Here is a 17,936-nt window from a genome sequence, read left to right as displayed (position 1 = left end):
CAGCAGTAGCCCTACGAGAGGATCGTTGCCACTTCGGGGCCCCCGAGCAGGGAAGGCGGTGGCCTGGCTCAGGCGCACCGAGCCGTGATTGGCGGCTCCCGGGAGCTCGGCACCGGGGTCGCGACGCCTATTGCTATGATTGCACATCATGGGTAACAGACCGCCTTCCGGCATCCTGATCGTCATGCCTGCCTGGAACGAGGAAGAGGCGATCGGTAACACCATCAGGGACATCAGGCGTGTTGAACCCGGCATGGACATCCTCGTGGTCGACGACGGCTCACGGGACGACACGGCGAGGATCGCAGCGGAAGCCGGCGCCGTCGTCCTGAAACTACCGTTCAACCTGGGCGTCGGCGGCGCGATGCGTACCGGCTTCAAGTATGCGCTCCGCAACGGGTACTCCGGCGTCATCCAGGTCGACTCCGACGGACAGCACATGCCCGAGGAGATCTCGAAGGTCGTGAAGGGCCTGGAGACGGCCGACATCTCCATCGGGGCGCGGTTCGCCGGCAAGGGGGACTACCGGGCGAAGGGGCCGCGCCGCTGGGCGATGTCGCTTCTCGCCGTCGTCATCTCCCGCGTGGCCGGGACCAAGCTGACCGACGTCACCTCCGGCTTCAGGGCCGTCAACCAGCGCGGACTGCACCAGTACATCGAGCACTTCCCGGCCGAGTACCTCGGTGACACGGTGGACTCGCTCGTCGTCGCCCTCAAGTCAGGCTGTACGGTCACCCAGGTACCCGTGGAGATGAGACCGCGCCAGGCCGGCACCCCGAGCCAGAGCCCGTGGAAATCGGCCATCTACCTCGCGCGGTCCGGGCTGGTCCTGTGCTTCGCCCTCGCCCGCCGGAAGACCCCGCGTGATCATCAGGCTCCCTCGACAGGGGACATAGCAGGAGAAGGACCCGTACCAGCATGAGCGTGGCACTCTCACTGTTCTCCTCCGTCCTCATCGTCGTCGCCGTCCTCGTGATGCTGCGCAACGGGAAGCTGCGCGAGAAGTACGCGATCCTCTGGATCGTCATCGGCAGCCTGTCGATCGTCCTGGCGCTGTTCCCCAGCATGCTGGAGTTCGCGGCGGACGCCGTCGGCGTGATCATCCCGGCCAACCTGCTCTTCGCGCTGGCCATCCTCCTGCTCCTGGGAGTCTCCCTCCACGTGTCCCGCGAACTGACGATCCTCGAGGACGAGACACGGATCCTCGCAGAAGAGGTCTCGATCCTCCGCTCGGCCGTCGAGCGGTTGAGCAGCACGAATGCCGCCAGCGCCCTCCGCGACCGGACCGACAACCCGATGAACTTTGACCAACAGAGGAAAGACCAATGACTATCGACGTGATGTTCCCCTACTACGGGGACGTGAAGATGATGAAGGCGGCCGTGCAGTCCGTCCTCGACCAGGAATACCGTGACTTCGTGCTGACGATCGTCGACGACGGATTCCCCGACGATTCGCTGCCGGCCTACTTCAAGGCCCTGACAGAGGCGGACGACCGCGTCCGGTACTTCAAGAACGAGGTCAACCTCGGCGCGAACGCGAACTACCGGAAGTGCCTGTCCCTCATCGAGCACGACTACGTCGTGATCATGGGCGCGGACGACCTGATGCTGCCGAACTACCTCTCCGTGGTCCAGGCGGGCTTCGCGGGACAGGACGTCGACATCATCCAGCCCGGCGTGGACGTCATCGACGAGAACGGGACCGTCTACGAGCCGATGGGCGATCGGGTCAAGAGCTACCTCCGCCGCCGGCTCGTGGGGGAGAGCGCGAGCGCGGTCGTGAAGGGCGAACCGCTCGCCGCGAGCCTCCTCACGGGAGACTGGCTGTACTTCCCGTCCCTCGCCTGGCGGTCCGACGCCATCAAGCGTCACAGCTTCCGGGAGCAGTACGACGTCGTGCAGGACCTCGCTCTGGCCACGGACATCATCATGTCCGGCGGAAAGATGCTCGTCCTGGCGGAGACCTGCTTCCTCTACCGGCGGCACCGCGAATCCGATTCCTCCGTGCGGGCCCTCGATGGCCGCCGGTTCGCCGAGGAACGCGCCTTCTTCGACGAGTGCGTCAAGGATTTCCGGAAGCTCGGATGGGAGCGGGCCGCGACCGCCGCGAGTCGCCACGCGTCGTCCCGGCTCCACGCACTGACCCTCCTGCCCCAGGTGGCGCGACGCCGTATGTGGGGCGGGATGCGCAAGCTGACCGCTCACGCCCTCACCAGGTAGTGGTGCCCAGCAGGTCCTCCACGCCACGGCCAACAGGGACCGACCGGAGCGTCTCCAGCACCTGGTACCTCGTCGGCTCGCTCCTCCAGGGCCTGGGGCTCCTGCTCATCCAGCCGTTCGCCGTCAGGATCCTCGACGAACGACAGTGGGGATACGTCTCGACGTCGGTGGTGACCATCCAGGTCCTCGTCGTCCTCATCTCTGCAGGTCTCCCGCTCGCCATTACGAACCTCTGGTTCGCCCGCGAACGGGGGACGGACCGCTCCCGCGGGATGTACGGGTTCATGGCCCTCGCCTCCGCAGCACTGGCTGCCGCCGGTGTGCTCGGACTCCTCGGACTGGCCGCCCTGCGCGGGGAGGGCGCAGCGCCGACCACTGTCGTCCTGTCGGTGGTCAGCGTCGGCGTGCTCGGAACGGTCCTGGGATCGCAGGCCGTCCTCCGCGCCCAGAACCGGCCCGGGCGCTTCGTGCTCCTCAGTATCGGTTCGTCCGTCCTGGCCAACCTCCTCGGGCTGGTGGGGATCCTCCTCATCGCACCCACCGCCGAGGTCTACATGGGTGCCTACAGCCTCGCGGTCCTCGCGACCGGGGTCGCGGCGCTCGTCCTCGCCCGGCCACGCCTGCCGTGGAGGGTGCCGGGCTCAAGCCGTGAATCGTTCAGGATCGCCCTGCCGCTGCTGCCGCACACGGGTGCGCTCATGCTGCTCACGCAGGGCTCGGTCCTCATTCTCGCCTACGCCGCCGGCGTCGAGGACGCGGGCTACTTCGGGGCGGTCCTGATCTTCGCGCTCGGCCCGATCACCATCCTGAACGCCCTGAACAACGCCTGGTCCACCCGGATGATGTCCGCCGGCGAGGACCGGCTGGTGGCGGAGACGCAGCGGGTGTCCGTCGAAGCCGCCGCCTGGGCCCTGGCGGTCGGCCTCCTGGGTTCCGCCGGCGCCGCCGTCGGCTCGTTCGTCCTCTCCACGGAGCCCGGCCTCGTCTGGCCGATCGCCCTCACGCTCCCGCTGGTGTCCACCGGGTACGCGTTGTTCCTCGTGTCCTCCAACCTGCTGTACATCGCCGACAGGACGAGGCTCCTCGCCTTCGGGACGCCCAGTGTCCTCGTCGTCGTCGCCCTGCTCGCCTACGGGGCCGCATCGGCGTCCGCCCTCGTCCTCGTGGCCATGATCCAGGTGCTCGGGTTCGCGTGCCTGGGCCTGCTGACCTATGCGATGGTCCTCCGGACGCCCCCTGGCAGAAGCGTGCCCGTGGCCCTGTTCCTGGGAGGCCTGGGCGTGCAGGTGGGCGTCGTCGTCCTCCTCGGCCTGTTCCCGCTCAGCGTCACCGCCGGGGTGATCGAGGCTGCTGCGGTCGCTGCCGTCCTGATCGCCCTGTTCCTCCTTCGGTCCCGGCGGACCCCGGCACGCACGCCGTCCGGGGCCTGACCCGCTCTCTCAGGACGTCGTGGCCGCGAACCGCTGTGCGAAGTCCGGGATCAGCGAGCGGATGTAGCTCCTCGCCGCATGGTCCTGGTCGAAGTAGACGTGGAGGCCGCCGATGGCGGCGTAGCACGTGTCGTCCGGGCAGAACCGGTCGGAGAGATCGAGGACATGGATGTTCGGCTGCTCGAGGGCCCTCGCCGCATCAGCGGCAGGATCGGCGGGGAGTGCCTCCGTCTTCGCATTCGCGCAGTCGAGCGGCGACGACTCGTTACGGGCCAGGCAGTCCGGGTTGGAGCGGTCGAGCGTCAGAGGGGTGTCCCTGATGACGTAGACCTCGGTGCCCTGCGCGGCCCAGGGGCCCACACGATCCGAAAAGGCGGTCCTGTATTGCTCGGCCTGGGAGCGGCCGGTCCCGTCGTCGATCTCCTCCCCGACGGAGAACGAGGACAGGAACACCAGGTCGGGCGGGTCCGCGAGGACCCGATCGGACACGGCCGCACTCCAGTCGAGGCACTTCGTCTGTACCTTCTCACCGGTCGCCGCCCCCATGAACGCCGATCGCTTCGCGCCGACGTACGGGCATCCGCCGACGAGGCTGACGTGGAGCGTCCAGTTGTTCTCGCGCGCGAGGGGGAGAACAGCCGCCTTCCATTGTTCCGCGTGGGAATCGCCGATCAGCCAGACGGTTTCGCTGTCGTCCTGCCCGTCGGAGAAGTCGCACAGCGTCAGGACCTTCTTGGCACCGGCGAGGATCGGATCGGGGTGGGGGCTGCATTCCTCGTCGTCGAACCAGGGCGCTTCGCCCTCGCCGATATTCGCCACCTGGGGCGGGCCGAACGGATCCGCGCAACCGGACGACGAAAGGCTCTTGGCGCCGAAGCACTCGCCTCCCGACAGGGCATCGAGCCGTTGCACCTCTTCCGCCCGGGCGACGGTGGCAGCCACGACGGACCCTGAGCAGATCACGAGGACCGTCGCCGTGGCCACGGCGGTCATGCCCAGAACCCTCCTCGGAGACGCGCCCGGGAGCAACCGGGACCGCCCGGGATCCTCCACGTATTTCTTCGTCAATCCCGCCAGCACGACTGAGAGCAGGAGCGCCCCGAGGAGATCCGGCGTGCCCAGGGTGCGATCGATGATCGACGGCAGCAGGATGATGATGGGCCAGTGCCAGAGATAGAGGGAGTAGGAGATGTTCCCGAGCGTCTGGACCGGGGAGACACCGAGCAGGGTGTTGGGCGACCATGCCGGGGATCCGGGGCCCGATGCGATGACGAGCGCCGTGCCCAGGACGGGGACAGCGGCGAGATAGCCCGGGAAGGCGGTCGCTTCGTCGAACACCAGCGCGGACGCCAGGATCAGGCCCAGCCCCGACCACTGGGCGAACCCCGCCAGTCGGAGGCGAACGTGGTGCCGGTGGTTGCCGAACCAGGCGGAGGACGCGGCAGCGATGAGGCCGCCGACGGCGAACTCCCACACCCGGGTGGGAGTCACGAAATAGGCCTCGCTCGGACTGGCAAAGGTGAGGACGACCGAGAACACGAACGAGGCCACCCCGACAACGGCCAGCACCGTCAGCAGGACGGCCCGCGGAGAGCGCAATCTGCCCGCCAGGAGATACGCGCCGAGCAGCAGGAGCGGCCAGAGAAGATAGAACTGCTCCTCGACCGACAGCGACCAGTAGTGCTGGACGGTGGAGGCCTGATTGTTCTGCGCCGAGTAGTCGACGGACTGCGCGGCGAGCAGCCAGTTCTCCACGTAGAGGGTGGCCGCGATGGTTTCCCATCCGATCGCGAGCAGCCTGTCCGACGGGAGGTAAATCGCGGCCGCCAGGAGGGACGTGACAGCGACGACGAAGGCCGCCGGCAGCAGCCGTTTCGCGCGTCGGGCATAGAACTGCCCGAGCCTGATCCGGTTCGACCGCCGCAACTCACCGAGCAGGTGCTTGGTGATGAGGAAGCCGGAGATGACGAAGAAGACATCGACCCCCACATAACCGCCGCTGAGGGACGACGGCCAGAGGTGGTTGACGACGACGAGGGAGACAGCCAGAGCCCGCAGCGCCTGAATGTCATGCCGCTGCGGAGAATCCGTCTGCGGCCGTCGTGGCGACCCCACCACGGAGGTACGGTCGGTCACTCATTCTCCTAGTATTCGAGATCTTCGTCCGGCTGCTCGAAGGACGAGTGCGATCCCATACTAGCCTCCTCGGCACTCCCGGCCCCCCCGGGTGGTGGGTGGTGGGGTCAGGTTCGTTTGACGCCGGTGGGGGTCCAGGTGAGTGTTCCGCGTTGGAAGCTCTGGGTGCAGCGTGTGGTGGTGGGGCAGGTCTGGTTGGTGGTGGGGTAGCCGAGGGTGCCGTTCTCGGCGCCGGCTTTGCGGTAGGCGGTGCGGATGGGGCCGGTGGCGGTGATGCGGGCGCCGGTTTTGGCGCTCCACATGATTTCGCCGTTCTGGAAGGACTGGTAGCAGCCGCCGTCCTTCAGGCCGCAGATCTCGTGGGTGAGGGGGTAGCCGAGGATCCCTTTCTCGGCTTTGGCGGCGCGGTAGGCGGTGCGGATGGACCCGGTTTTGACCATCTTCGCTCCGGTCTTGGCGCTCCAGTAGATCTCGCCTCGCTGGAAGCCCTGGTAGCAGCCGCCGTCGCGCAGTCCGCAGATTTCCGCGGTGATGGGGTAGCCCAGGCGCCCGTTCTGGGCGTCGAGGGAGCGGTAGAGGGTGCGGATGCTGCCGCCTCGGCTGATCTGCGCTCCGGAGGTGCTCGAGAAGTAGATCTCGCCGCCCTGGAAGGACTGCATGCAGCCGCCGTCCTTCAGGCCGCAGGTCTGATGGGTCAGGGGGTAGCCGAGGCGTCCGTTCTCTGCTCCGGCTGAGCGGTAGGCGGTGCGGATGGGTCCGGCGGAGACGATCCGGGCGCCGGTGGCCGAGGACCAGACGATCTCGCCGTTCTGGTAGGACTGGTAGCAGCCGCCGTTCTTCAGGCCGCAGGTCTCCTTGCCGGTGGGGTAGCCCAGGACGCCGTTCTCTGCTCCGGCGGCGCGGTATGCGGCGCGGATTTCTCCTGACCTGCTGATCTGCGCTCCGGTGGCGGAGGACCAGAGGATCTCGCCCTTCTGGTAGGCCTGGTAGCAGCCGCCGAGCTTGAGCCCGCAGATCTCCGCGGTGATGGGGTAGCCCAGGGCGCTGTTCTCGGCGCCGGCTGCGCGGTAGGCGGTGCGGATCGCGCCGGCCTTGGAGATCCGGGCGCCGGTGGTCGAGGACCAGAGGATCTCTCCTCGCTGGAAGGCCTGGAAGCAGCCGTCGTTCTTCAGGCCGCAGGTCTCCGCGCCGATGGGGTAGCCCAGGATGCCGTTCTCGGCGCCGGCTGCGCGGTAGGCGGTGCGGATGGGGCCGGTCTTGGAGATCCGTGCGCCGGAGGCGGTGGACCAGAAGATCTCGCCCTTCTGGAAGGACTGGTAGCAGCCGCCGTCGCGGTTCCCGCAGTCCTGGGCGGCCTTGGGGTAGCCCAGGACGCCGTTCTGCGCGCCGGCGGCCAGCCAGGCGGTGCGGATCGGCCCGTTCAGGGACATCGCGGCGCCGGTCCCGGAGGACCAGATGACCGCGCCATTGGCGAAGTTCTGGTAGCAGCCGGCGTTGACCAGGCCACAGGTCACCGCCGACTTCACACCCCCGAGCTCAGGAGCAGAGGACACCACCGCCGCAATCGCCGCCGTAGCAGCAGGATTCGTCGTCTTCGCGGTATTCCGCGCGAAGGCATCCAGGCTGGCGAGGTCGCCGTTCCACTGGTTCCAGTCCCCGACGACCGGTCCGACGTCCGTGTACTGCCACACGCTCTGCTTGGTCCAGCCGCTGGGCATGGCGCCGGGCGTGGTCGACCCGTAGCGTGCCAGGTGCAGCGCGTGGTCGCCGAAGGCCGTGGTGTTCCCGGTGCATTCGTTCCACCAGTTCGCCGTCGTGTAGATCATCGGCTTCCGGCCGGTCAGCGTCTGCATCTGACGGGAGAAGTCGGCGATCCACGCGACCATCTGGGACGGCGTCATGTTGTAGCAGGTGTTGCCCAGCGACGCGTAGGGGTTGTATTCGACGTCGAGCAGTGGAGGCAGGGTCTTCCCGTCCGCGCTCCACCCGCCGCCGTTCTTCACGAAGAACGTCGCCTGCGTGGCTCCGGAGGACAGGCTGGGCAGGGCGAAGTGGTAGGCGCCCCGATACATGCCGGCTGCACCAGCCCCGGCGTACTGGTCCGAGAAGTACGGGTTGGCGTAGTCGTTGTTCTCGGTGGCCTTCACGTAGGCGAACCGTGCGCCGTTCCTCCAGGCCGATGACCAGTCGACGAACCGTCCCTGGTGGCTGCTCACGTCCACCCCGAGGACCCCCCCGGGGTTCCAGTAGCTGGTTGCGGCAGCGCCCGTGTCCGAAAGATCCCGGGTTGCGCCCTTCTCGCCGTTCTCGTCCAGGGCCTCGGCGGCGCGAGGAGTCTGGGCATCGCCCGTCTCGGCGATCCGCGCGAGCCCCTGCCCCATGGAAGCATTCCTCACCTCCGACGGCTCGGCTGCGTCCTCCTCCCGCTCACTCGCCGTGGCGGCGGGGGACGGGCTCTTCTTCGGAGCGGGGGCAGCCGGCTTTGACGTCGTAGAGCTCCCGCCCGTCGGGGATGGCGTGGCCGGCTTTGCCGTCGTCGAGCCCCCGCCCGTCGGGGACGGGGCAGCCGGCTTTGACGTCGCGGAGCTCCCGCCCGTCGGGGAGGGAATGGCCGGCGGGGCCGTCGCCGTGGTCTCGAGTGCGTGGACGGGAGACATCGACGATGCCGTCGCGGGACTGACGAGTATCGCCGCCAGCAGCAGCGAGATGCCGGCCAGTCGGGAGGTTCGGGTGGGTATCACAGTAGAATCACCTATTTGTTCGGAGCGACCCCGGGAGGAGGACAGGCTCTTGAGCATCGTGTGGGTGGTGGGGTCAGGTTCGTTTGACGCCGGTGGGGGTCCAGGTGAGTGTTCCGCGTTGGAAGCTCTGGGTGCAGCGTGTGGTGGTGGGGCAGGTCTGGTTGGTGGTGGGGTAGCCGAGGGTGCCGTTCTCGGCGCCGGCTTTGCGGTAGGCGGTGCGGATGGGGCCGGTGGCGGTGATGCGGGCGCCGGTTTTGGCGCTCCACATGATTTCGCCGTTCTGGAAGGACTGGTAGCAGCCGCCGTCCTTCAGGCCGCAGATCTCGTGGGTGAGGGGGTAGCCGAGGATCCCTTTCTCGGCTTTGGCGGCGCGGTAGGCGGTGCGGATGGACCCGGTTTTGACCATCTTCGCTCCGGTCTTGGCGCTCCAGTAGATCTCGCCTCGCTGGAAGCCCTGGTAGCAGCCGCCGTCGCGCAGTCCGCAGATTTCCGCGGTGATGGGGTAGCCCAGGCGCCCGTTCTGGGCGTCGAGGGAGCGGTAGAGGGTGCGGATGCTGCCGCCTCGGCTGATCTGCGCTCCGGAGGTGCTCGAGAAGTAGATCTCGCCGCCCTGGAAGGACTGCATGCAGCCGCCGTCCTTCAGGCCGCAGGTCTGATGGGTCAGGGGGTAGCCGAGGCGTCCGTTCTCTGCTCCGGCTGAGCGGTAGGCGGTGCGGATGGGTCCGGCGGAGACGATCCGGGCGCCGGTGGCCGAGGACCAGACGATCTCGCCGTTCTGGTAGGACTGGTAGCAGCCGCCGTTCTTCAGGCCGCAGGTCTCCTTGCCGGTGGGGTAGCCCAGGACGCCGTTCTCTGCTCCGGCGGCGCGGTATGCGGCGCGGATTTCTCCTGACCTGCTGATCTGCGCTCCGGTGGCGGAGGACCAGAGGATCTCGCCCTTCTGGTAGGCCTGGTAGCAGCCGCCGAGCTTGAGCCCGCAGATCTCCGCGGTGATGGGGTAGCCCAGGGCGCTGTTCTCGGCGCCGGCTGCGCGGTAGGCGGTGCGGATCGCGCCGGCCTTGGAGATCCGGGCGCCGGTGGTCGAGGACCAGAGGATCTCTCCTCGCTGGAAGGCCTGGAAGCAGCCGTCGTTCTTCAGGCCGCAGGTCTCCGCGCCGATGGGGTAGCCCAGGATGCCGTTCTCGGCGCCGGCTGCGCGGTAGGCGGTGCGGATGGGGCCGGTCTTGGAGATCCGTGCGCCGGAGGCGGTGGACCAGAAGATCTCGCCCTTCTGGAAGGACTGGTAGCAGCCGCCGTCGCGGTTCCCGCAGTCCTGGGCGGCCTTGGGGTAGCCCAGGACGCCGTTCTGCGCGCCGGCGGCCAGCCAGGCGGTGCGGATCGGCCCGTTCAGGGACATCGCGGCGCCGGTCCCGGAGGACCAGATGACCGCGCCATTGGCGAAGTTCTGGTAGCAGCCGGCGTTGACCAGGCCACAGGTCACCGCCGACTTCACACCCCCGAGCTCAGGAGCAGAGGACACCACCGCCGCAATCGCCGCCGTAGCAGCAGGAGGAGTCGTGTTGGGCGGGGTGATGGTCACGATCGCACTCGCAGCACTGGGCTGGCCCGTGGAGGGGTTGATCGAGGTGATCTCGACGCGTGTTCCGGAGGTCGTGACGAAGGTCTGTCCCGCGCCCCAGGTGAGGGCCCGATACGAGTACCCGTAGTAGCTGCTGTTGGGCGTGAGGACCACCGATGCGTTGCCGCTCCAGCCCAGGATGTCCTGCTTCGTGATCTTGACGCCCTGGTTGCCGCCTACTGCCGCGGTTCCGTCGTACCCGACCGGCACGCGCAGTTCGAGGTAGTAGACCTCCTTGTTGACCGGATCGGTGAACTTCAGCGCTCGTTGGGGGGCGGTACCGCCCCAGGGCCTGAGGGTGAACTGCTGCTTGGTCGTGGGTGTTCCGATATTGCGTACTTCGGAGCCAGATCCGAAGCCGCCGTATTCCCAGAGGAAGGCGTTGATGACAGGTGAGCTGGTCTGGGCGTAGCCCATCAGATCGGACATGTCGCTGTACTCGGACGACCAGCACCCCGTGGTGCCCCAGGTCGACCCCGTGCGCGGTGCATCGAGGCGCCCGTTCGGGCACGCCAGCGAGTTCGCGTGGTGGAGACCGAGCACGTGCCCGAACTCGTGCGTGACGACGTTGTTCGTGAGGGCGGAGGGGTAGGGCATGATGACGCGGCCGCTGGTGTCGCTGTCGGTGAATCCGCCGCCCAGGATGCCCCAGGAGCCGTTGTAGTTGAGATCGGCGTGCGGGACGAAGACCACGAGAGACTCGTACGGGCGGTACTGCCAGTTCAGTTCCTTCGTCACGGTGTCCATGATCGTTCCGTAGGAGTCGGTGATCTTCGCCTTCGAGACGTGGCGGAATTCCTTCACCGTCGTCATGGAGAGCCGTCCGGCCGAGGCCGATTTCCAGTACGCATTGGCGCTCGTGATCGAGTTGCGTGCCGCGGTCATGTTGATCGCATTGGTATCGGCAACTGTCTTCCCCGACAGTTGCACGGTGACCAGGGTTACCTTGAAAGCGCCGGAGCGGGGGGCGATGGCTGCCATGCCACCACTGCCGTCGGCATTCAGCGGCGACGCGGTCTTCATCGGCGTGACCGGCTCCGTGTAGTGCTCGCCGTACCGGGCATTCGAGCCTGGCTCCTCGAGTGGGTTCCAGTCGAGGTCGGGGACGAAGGATGTCACCTCGTCCTGTGCCGCGGGCTTCTTCACCGGCTCCCCGCCCTTGGTGGGCGCAGGGGCCGCCGGCGCGGTCGTCGCAGCCGGGGCAGGGACCTTGGCCGGCGTGGGTGCCGCCGTTGCTGCGGTCTTCGGTGTGGCCGTCGGTGCGGTCGACGGCTGGGGCGGAGCCGTCGGAGCAACGGCAGGAGCTGTCGTTGCGGACGGCGTCGGAGCGGTCACGGTATTCGTCGCCACGGCGGGAACCGCGCTACCCAGCAGCCCGAAGGACAGCAGGGCCGTGCACAGGAGCCGGGCAGGGGAGGGCAAAGTCACGAGTATCTCCAGGGGAGTTTGAGCGTCAGCGGACTGATCAAATCCCGTGCAGACTACAGTTCTGTGACTTACGTGACTAACGTTTCGGAAGTGAAAATAGAATCTTAGGCAAAACCTGCGCTTATGTCCGGATGCGCGCAGGTGTGTCGCGCTTGTGCGGACGTCGCTCCTGTGGTGGCGAGGCCGGAAGCGGGGCTTCGACGTCGACCGGTGTTATGAGCGCAGCGGTTGCACCAGGCCCGGAAAGACGGGGCTGTGGACCGTTGTCGGTCGGTCGGTCGGAAGGGACGGGCGCGGGCTCGGCGAACAGCCCATCGGGGGAGAACGCCAGGATCCCTCACTCATCGGATGCGCTGGGCGTGCGGATGGGCTTCTGTTCGGACAGAGCAGAAGAGGAACGAACGATGACCAGGTATCTGTTCCAGGGAACTTAGGTGGGAGAGGGCATCGAAGGTCTGATGCAGGAGGGCGGGTCCAGGGGCCGGGACGCCGTCGTATCGGGCACCGGGTCCGTAACCGGTCGTAGCGGACACCGGAGGAGCGGCGCTGACTCCGGCGGGCTCGCGCGACCTCATGGTTCTGGAGCGTTGCCGCGGTCATGTGGTTGAGCGCTCCCGTTCCCGGACACGCAGAAGCCCCGGCGTTGGACACCGGGGCTTCACGCAGGCAAGGAGGATCAGCCCTCGGCAGGCGCTTCCGGGGTCTCCGTCGAGGTGGGCTCCGGCGCAGGGGGCACGACCGGAGCGGGCTTCGACGCCTTCTTCTCGGCGATCTCCGCCTTCTTCGCGGCGACCCGGGCCTCCGCTGCAGTCTTGTTCGCTGCAGCCCGCTCCTTGTTGGCGGTCACCCTGAGTGCCGCTGCGGCCTTCTTGGCGGCTGCGGTGGACTTCGCGGTGATCTTCTTCGCCTCCGCTGCAGCCTTCTTCTCTGCTGCGACGGCCTTCGCCTCGGCCGACTTCGCCGCGGCGGCGAGCTTGTTCGCGGCAGCGCGCTCCTTGGTGACGGTCGGCTGCGACGTCACGGACGCGGAGTGCGAGGATGCTGCGGTGAGTGACGGTGCTGCGGTGGCAGCGCCTGCCCCGGCGCCTGCGATGAGGCCCGCGGCGAGGACGGCGGCGGCGATCTTGGAACTGGTGGTCACGGTGATGCTCCATTTCTGGTGGTACTGACGGGTCGGCCCGGTACTTCAGGCGCTCCTGTCAGGCTAGAGATGGACCTGCTCAGCGACGCCCCGAAACCCGGCAGGAATGCCCCAGGGTCTGCGCAGGATCGTCGAATTCTGCCCCGGACAGCAAAGAGGCTTCGGGCGGAGTGTCCTTTGAAGCCTTCCTGCGGCGAGGGCGCAACGATCCGCCGCGTTCGGGCGAGCTCACCCTTGAGCATCGCGGGTGATTCCCGTGATCGTCGACCATGGGCATTCACGGTGAGGTCACGTCCCGATCGATGGTCTGCAGAGGACTGCGGTGCGTCAACCAGCCGAGATCATCGGCGCTTATGCACATACGCGGCCTGCTCTAGCCGGGTGGGCGTGGTTTCAGTAGTGTGAGCCCGGCGGAAGCAATTCCGGGGCCCGAACGCCATATCGACGTCGCGGGCGGACGTATGGGGGACATCGATGGATGCTGTTCGCTTGGTCGAGGGCGAGGTGCGGGAACTCATCCGCAGGCGCGGACTCGACCCCTCCCGCCAGGTCGGCGAGGTGCAGCTGCTGGTGCACGACGCCGTCGCCGACTACGAGGAACGGTCGGTGCTCGGGGTCCTTCCACCGCTCGGTCGGCTGGATGCGGCGCGGAAGCAGATCTACGACGCCGTCGCCGGTTTCGGGGCCCTCCAGCCACTGCTGGATGATCCGACCATCGAGGAGGTGTGGATCAACGCCCCCTCGGAGATCTATGTAGCCCGCAACGGCGAGTCGGAACTGACGGCCCTCTCACTGACCGACCAGCAGGTCCGGGACCTCGTGGAGAAGATGCTGAAGTCCTCGGGGCGGCGCCTGGACCTGTCCTCCCCGTTTGTGGACGCCTCCCTGCCCGACGGATCCAGGCTCCACGTCGTGATCCCGGATGTGACCCGCACCCACTGGTCAGTGAACATCCGGAAGTTCATCGCGCGGGCATCGCGGCTCGAGCATCTCGTGGAGCTGGGCACCCTGTCGCCCCATGCCGCCCGGTTCCTCGGCGCGGCCGTCGCCGGCGGCCTGAACATCCTGGTCTCCGGGGCGACGCAGGCCGGCAAGACGACGATGCTCAACTGTCTGGGTGCCTCCATCGGCCCGCGGGAGAGGGTCATCACGGTCGAGGAGATCTTCGAACTGCAGCTGCCGCTGCGCGACGTCGTCGGCCTGCAGTGCCGACAGCCCAACCTCGAGGGGCACGGGGAGATCCCCCTGCGGCGCCTCGTGAAGGAGGCCCTGCGGATGCGGCCGGACCGGTTGATCGTCGGCGAGGTGCGCGAGGCCGAGAGCCTGGACATGCTCATCGCCCTCAACAGCGGTTTGCCCGGGATGTGCAGCGTCCATGCCAACAGCGCGCACGACGCCATCACGAAGATCTGCACGCTGCCACTCCTGGCGGGCGAGAACATCTCCAGCAGCTTCGTCGTGCCGACCGTCGCCTCCTGCATCGACCTCGTGGTGCACTGCGCGCGGCTGCCCGGCGGGCAGCGCCGGGTCACGGAGATCATGGCACTCGGGCGGCGGGTGGAGAACGGTGTCATCGAGTCCTCCCCGGTCTTCACCCGGATCGACGGGAGCCTGGAGCTGACGGCGACGAGCATGCCCGCCGAGGAGAAGTTCGCGGCCGCCGGGGTCGACGTCTCGTCCCTGCTGGGCGCGCGGGCGTGAACACGGCGGCGGGCGTCGGCCTCGGCGTCGGCCTGTTCCTCGTCTGGTGGTCCTGCTGGGAGCGGCCCGTGGTGGAACGCCGCGGCCCCTCGCGCCGGCGGCCCCTCGACGATCTCCTCCTGCGTGCCGGCGTCGAGCGGGTATCGGCCCGCGGTCTGCTCGTCTCCTGCGCCGGCACGGGGCTGGTGGTGCTGCTCCTCGGGTTCGTGCTGACCGGCTCGGCGCCGATCGCGCTGTGCTTCGCGCTGTTCGGCAGCTTCCTGCCGTTCTCCATCGTGCGCTGGCGCGCAGCGAAGCGCACGGCGTCGCTCCGGGAACTGTGGCCCGACGTCGTCGACCACCTGCGGTCGGCCATCCGTGCCGGACTCTCGCTGCCGGAGGCGCTCATCCAGCTGGGGGAGAAGGGGCCCGTCGAGTTGAGGTCGGCCTTCCGTGCCTTCGCGGGCGACTACCGCGCGGGCGGGCGGTTCGACGACGCGCTCAACCGGCTCAAGGACCGGCTGGCGGACCCGGTCGCGGACCGCATCGTCGAGGCGCTCCGCATGACGCGCGAGGTGGGCGGATCGGATCTCGGCCGCCTGCTGGGCACGCTGTCCGAGTTCCTGCGGGACGCCGCCCGCACGCGCAGCGAGCTGGAGGCGCGACAGTCCTGGACGATCAACGCTGCACGCCTGGCAGTCGCGGCGCCCTGGTTCGTCCTCCTGCTCCTGTCCACCCGTCCCGAGGCCGTGCGCGCCTACAACACGGCCGGCGGCGCGGTCGTGCTGCTGGGAGGACTGGTCGTGTCCATCGCCTGCTACCGCGTCATGCTCAGGATCGGCGCACTGCCCGAGGACGAGCGGGTACTCCGGTGACGCCGCCGCTCGCACTGGCGATACTGTGCGGCCTGATGCTCGGTGCGGGCCTCTGGCTGGTCGTCGTCCGCATCCCGGCCATGCGTGCCATCACCCTGACGCAGCGCATCGCACCCCAGCTGCGGGCAGTGGACCTGCGGTCCCGGCTGCTCGCGGACGCGCCCGGTAACGTCACGCCCTTCGGGCCGCTCGAGCGCATCATCCGGCCCCTGCTGGCCGACGCCGTCGCCTGGTCGCACCGCTTCAACCCGGCGGCCGCGACCCTTGCGTGCAGACTCGCCCAGGCCGGACGGGCACAGACCGCCGCCGATTTCCGGGCCCAGCAGCTGCTGTGGGCCGCGGGCGACCTCGCCGCGTCGACGCTGGTCATGGTGTTCCTGGCGGCCTCGGGGTCGGTCGACGTGCCATTCGCCGTCGTCATCGTCCTGGGCTGCGCCGTCCTGGGATTCGTGGGCCGTGACTACGTGCTCTCGGCCGACATCAGGAGGCGCGAGGCCCGCATGCTCGCCGAGTTCCCGAGCCTCGCGGAGCTCATGGCCCTGGCCGTCTCGGCGGGGGAGAGCACCACGGGTGCGCTCGAGCGCATCTGCCGGACGGCGACGGGGGAGCTGGCCGGCGAGTTCGCCCTCGTGCTCGCCGCCACGCGCGCGGGCAAACCACTCGTGGAGGCGCTGCAGGAGTTCTCGCACCGGACACGCCTCGCGCCGCTCGCGCGCTTCGTCGACGGCATCACGGTCGCGGTCCAGCGCGGGACGCCGCTCGCGGACGTCCTCCGCGCCCAGGCCCAGGACGTCCGCGACCTGGCCAAGCGCGAACTCATGGAGTCCGCCGGCAAGAAGGAGATCGCGATGATGGTCCCGCTGGTGTTCGGTGTGCTGCCTCTGACCGTCCTCTTCGCAGTCTACCCGGGCATCGCCCTGATCAACCTCGGCTTCTGACACGCACCCACTACAACGAAGGGGAAATCCCATGAAGATCCTGACCGGCGCCTCGCGCCTCACCCAGTTCCTCCTGGGCGTCACGGCGGTCCTGTTGAGCAGATCCGGGGACAGGGAACGCGGGGACGTGCCGGGCTGGGTGATGATCACGCTGATGTCCGCGGTCCTCGTCGCCGCCCTCCTGGCGATCGCCGGGCCCGCCCTCGAAGGCCTGTTCAACCAGGCGATCGATCAGGTATCGCCCTAGGCCATGGACCCCGCGACGCCCCATCACCCCGCGACGCCCCATCACCCCGCCGGCCAGATCCACCGTGAGGATCCCGAGCGCGGTGCTGCCGTCGTCGACTTCGCCCTGATCGGAGGCCTGCTGACGGTCGTGTTCATCGCCGTCATCCAGCTGACGCTCGTCCTGCACGTGCGGAACACGCTCATCGACGCCGCCGCCTCGGGAGCGAGGTACGGCACGCTCGCGGACCGCTCCCCGCAGGACGCCGTAGGGCGGACCGAGGAGCTGATCCGCGGGTCGCTCGCCGATGCCTACGGGTCCGACGTCTCGGTCGGCGAGAGCACGGTCGGCGGGGTGCGGACCCTCGAGGTGGTGGTCCGCGCCCCGCTGCCGGTCATCGGACTGATCGGCTCCGCAGGGACCATGGAGGTCCGCGGCCATGCGGCACTCCCGTCCTGAGGCGAACCGCGGACGACTGGGAGAGCGCGGAGGGCCGCGGCGTCGTGCTGTCCCACTGCTCCGCCTCGAGGACGAGGGCGGCAGCGCCGTCGTGGAGTTCGTGTTCCTGGGAGTCCTGCTCCTCGTGCCGGTCGTCTACCTCGTCCTGACGGTCGGGCAGCTCCAGGGTGGCTCCTTCGCCGTCGTCGGGGCCGCCGACCAGGCGGCGAAGGTCTACGTCGACGCGACCACCCCGCAGGAGGCCGATGCGAGGGCGCGCGAGGCCGCCCGTATCGCACTGGCCGATTTCGGCTTCGGCCCGGAGCAGGCCGAGGTGGACATCGCCTGCAGCGGGGACTGTCTCGCGCCCGGGACGACCGTGGCCGTCGTCGTCCGCCTCGAGGTCCCCCTCCCGCTGGTCCCCGCGATCGCGGGAACCCATCCCTCGGCGGCCACCGTGGACGCCACCTCGACGCAGATCGTGGAGCGCTTCGGATGAGGAGGCGCGCGGGCGGTGCGGACAGGGCAGGAGTAGCAGGCGGCGAGGGCGACCGCTCGGAGGAGGGGCAGATCGGCGTGCTGGTCATCGGCTACCTCCTCGTCTGCCTCCTGGTCGTCACGGTCGTCCTCGCCGTCTCGGCCGTATACATCGACCACAAGAAGCTATTGTCCGTGGCCGACGGTGCGGCGCTCGCGGCGGCCGACAACTACAGCATCGACGTCGGAGCGGGCGGAGCGGGCGGAGCGGGCGGAGCGGGCGGGGCGGGCGGGGCGGGCGGAACGGGCACGACGACGCCGCTTCCGTCCCTGCAGGACGCCGGGGTGGAGGAGTCGGCGGCCGGCTACCTGGCAGCCACCGGTGCCGCGGCCCGGTTCGAGCGGTTGTCCGTCGATCCCTCGACCGGCGCGGAGGACGGGCGGACCGCGCGGGTGGTCCTCACCGCCGTCGTCCGCCCGCCGCTCGTGAGCTTCCTCGTGCCCGCCGGCATCCCGATCGTCGCGCAGGCGGATGCCCGGGCCGAGCTCGTCCGGTAGGCCGGCGGCAGAGCCCATGACGTAGGCT

The 17,936-nt window shown here is 68.7% G+C and carries 15 protein-coding genes; 11 read left to right on the top strand and 4 right to left on the bottom strand.

Annotated elements, in window-relative coordinates; genetic code table 11:
• Nucleotides 1–148: 148 nt before the first annotated feature.
• The 4 genes from C4K88_RS02580 to C4K88_RS02565 are packed head-to-tail and all read left to right on the top strand — an operon-like array spanning nt 149 to nt 3,652.
• Complete coding sequence (locus tag C4K88_RS02580; protein WP_241521663.1) at nt 149–922, top strand: glycosyltransferase family 2 protein; 774 nt, start codon at nt 149–151, stop codon at nt 920–922.
• On the top strand, nt 919–1,329 hold the full coding sequence (locus C4K88_RS02575) for a DUF2304 domain-containing protein (protein WP_104120042.1): 411 nt from the start codon (nt 919–921) through the stop codon (nt 1,327–1,329). Before C4K88_RS02580 ends, C4K88_RS02575 begins: the two co-directional genes overlap by 4 nt.
• Nucleotides 1,326–2,222, top strand: coding sequence for a glycosyltransferase family 2 protein (locus tag C4K88_RS02570; protein WP_104120041.1), 897 nt, complete (start codon nt 1,326–1,328; stop codon nt 2,220–2,222). Before C4K88_RS02575 ends, C4K88_RS02570 begins: the two co-directional genes overlap by 4 nt.
• Before the next feature lie 2 nt (nt 2,223–2,224).
• Complete coding sequence (locus tag C4K88_RS02565; protein WP_146065589.1) at nt 2,225–3,652, top strand: lipopolysaccharide biosynthesis protein; 1,428 nt, start codon at nt 2,225–2,227, stop codon at nt 3,650–3,652.
• A gap of 9 nt (nt 3,653–3,661) precedes the next feature.
• Here C4K88_RS02565 and C4K88_RS02560 read toward each other — a convergent pair whose 3' ends face one another.
• From C4K88_RS02560 to C4K88_RS02545, 4 genes are all read right to left on the bottom strand, one after another.
• Nucleotides 3,662–5,788, bottom strand: coding sequence for an acyltransferase family protein (locus tag C4K88_RS02560; protein WP_104120039.1), 2,127 nt, complete (start codon nt 5,786–5,788; stop codon nt 3,662–3,664).
• 107 nt (nt 5,789–5,895) lie between these two features.
• Nucleotides 5,896–8,169 carry a GH25 family lysozyme gene (locus C4K88_RS02555; protein WP_104120038.1) on the bottom strand — a complete coding sequence of 758 codons (2,274 nt, stop codon included), beginning with the start codon at nt 8,167–8,169 and terminating at the stop codon, nt 5,896–5,898.
• Between the two features lie 433 nt (nt 8,170–8,602).
• Nucleotides 8,603–11,575 carry a hypothetical protein gene (locus C4K88_RS02550; RefSeq protein WP_146065588.1) on the bottom strand — a complete coding sequence of 991 codons (2,973 nt, stop codon included), beginning with the start codon at nt 11,573–11,575 and terminating at the stop codon, nt 8,603–8,605.
• Nucleotides 11,576–12,251: 676 nt separating this feature from the next.
• Nucleotides 12,252–12,716 carry a hypothetical protein gene (locus tag C4K88_RS02545; RefSeq protein ID WP_104120036.1) on the bottom strand — a complete coding sequence of 155 codons (465 nt, stop codon included), beginning with the start codon at nt 12,714–12,716 and terminating at the stop codon, nt 12,252–12,254.
• 474 nt (nt 12,717–13,190) lie between these two features.
• On the opposite strand from C4K88_RS02545, the gene C4K88_RS02540 reads away from it, so the two are divergent.
• The 7 genes from C4K88_RS02540 to C4K88_RS02510 are packed head-to-tail and all read left to right on the top strand — an operon-like array spanning nt 13,191 to nt 17,908.
• Nucleotides 13,191–14,417: a TadA family conjugal transfer-associated ATPase gene (locus C4K88_RS02540; RefSeq protein WP_104120035.1), complete on the top strand. Its 1,227-nt coding sequence runs from the start codon at nt 13,191–13,193 to the stop codon at nt 14,415–14,417.
• Nucleotides 14,414–15,271, top strand: coding sequence for a type II secretion system F family protein (locus tag C4K88_RS02535; protein ID WP_104120034.1), 858 nt, complete (start codon nt 14,414–14,416; stop codon nt 15,269–15,271). The genes C4K88_RS02540 and C4K88_RS02535 overlap by 4 nt, the downstream gene beginning before the upstream one ends.
• 35 nt (nt 15,272–15,306) lie before the next feature.
• Complete coding sequence (locus C4K88_RS02530; RefSeq protein ID WP_104120305.1) at nt 15,307–16,209, top strand: type II secretion system F family protein; 903 nt, start codon at nt 15,307–15,309, stop codon at nt 16,207–16,209.
• 31 nt (nt 16,210–16,240) lie between these two features.
• Nucleotides 16,241–16,456 (top strand): hypothetical protein, encoded by a 216-nt coding sequence (locus C4K88_RS02525; protein ID WP_104120033.1) that lies wholly within the window; start codon nt 16,241–16,243, stop codon nt 16,454–16,456.
• 3 nt (nt 16,457–16,459) lie between these two features.
• Nucleotides 16,460–16,894: a TadE family protein gene (locus C4K88_RS02520; RefSeq protein ID WP_104120032.1), complete on the top strand. Its 435-nt coding sequence runs from the start codon at nt 16,460–16,462 to the stop codon at nt 16,892–16,894.
• Complete coding sequence (locus C4K88_RS02515) at nt 16,875–17,372, top strand: hypothetical protein (protein ID WP_241521662.1); 498 nt, start codon at nt 16,875–16,877, stop codon at nt 17,370–17,372. Before C4K88_RS02520 ends, C4K88_RS02515 begins: the two co-directional genes overlap by 20 nt.
• On the top strand, nt 17,369–17,908 hold the full coding sequence (locus C4K88_RS02510) for a pilus assembly protein TadG-related protein (protein WP_104120031.1): 540 nt from the start codon (nt 17,369–17,371) through the stop codon (nt 17,906–17,908). Before C4K88_RS02515 ends, C4K88_RS02510 begins: the two co-directional genes overlap by 4 nt.
• Nucleotides 17,909–17,936: the final 28 nt, after the last annotated feature.

It is taken from the genome of Arthrobacter pityocampae, from assembly GCF_002927275.1.
Classification (GTDB): Bacteria; Actinomycetota; Actinomycetes; order Actinomycetales; family Micrococcaceae; genus Arthrobacter_D; species Arthrobacter_D pityocampae.
Note: the sequence above shows the minus strand (reverse complement) of the source record. Positions and strands in the feature narration are given on the sequence as shown.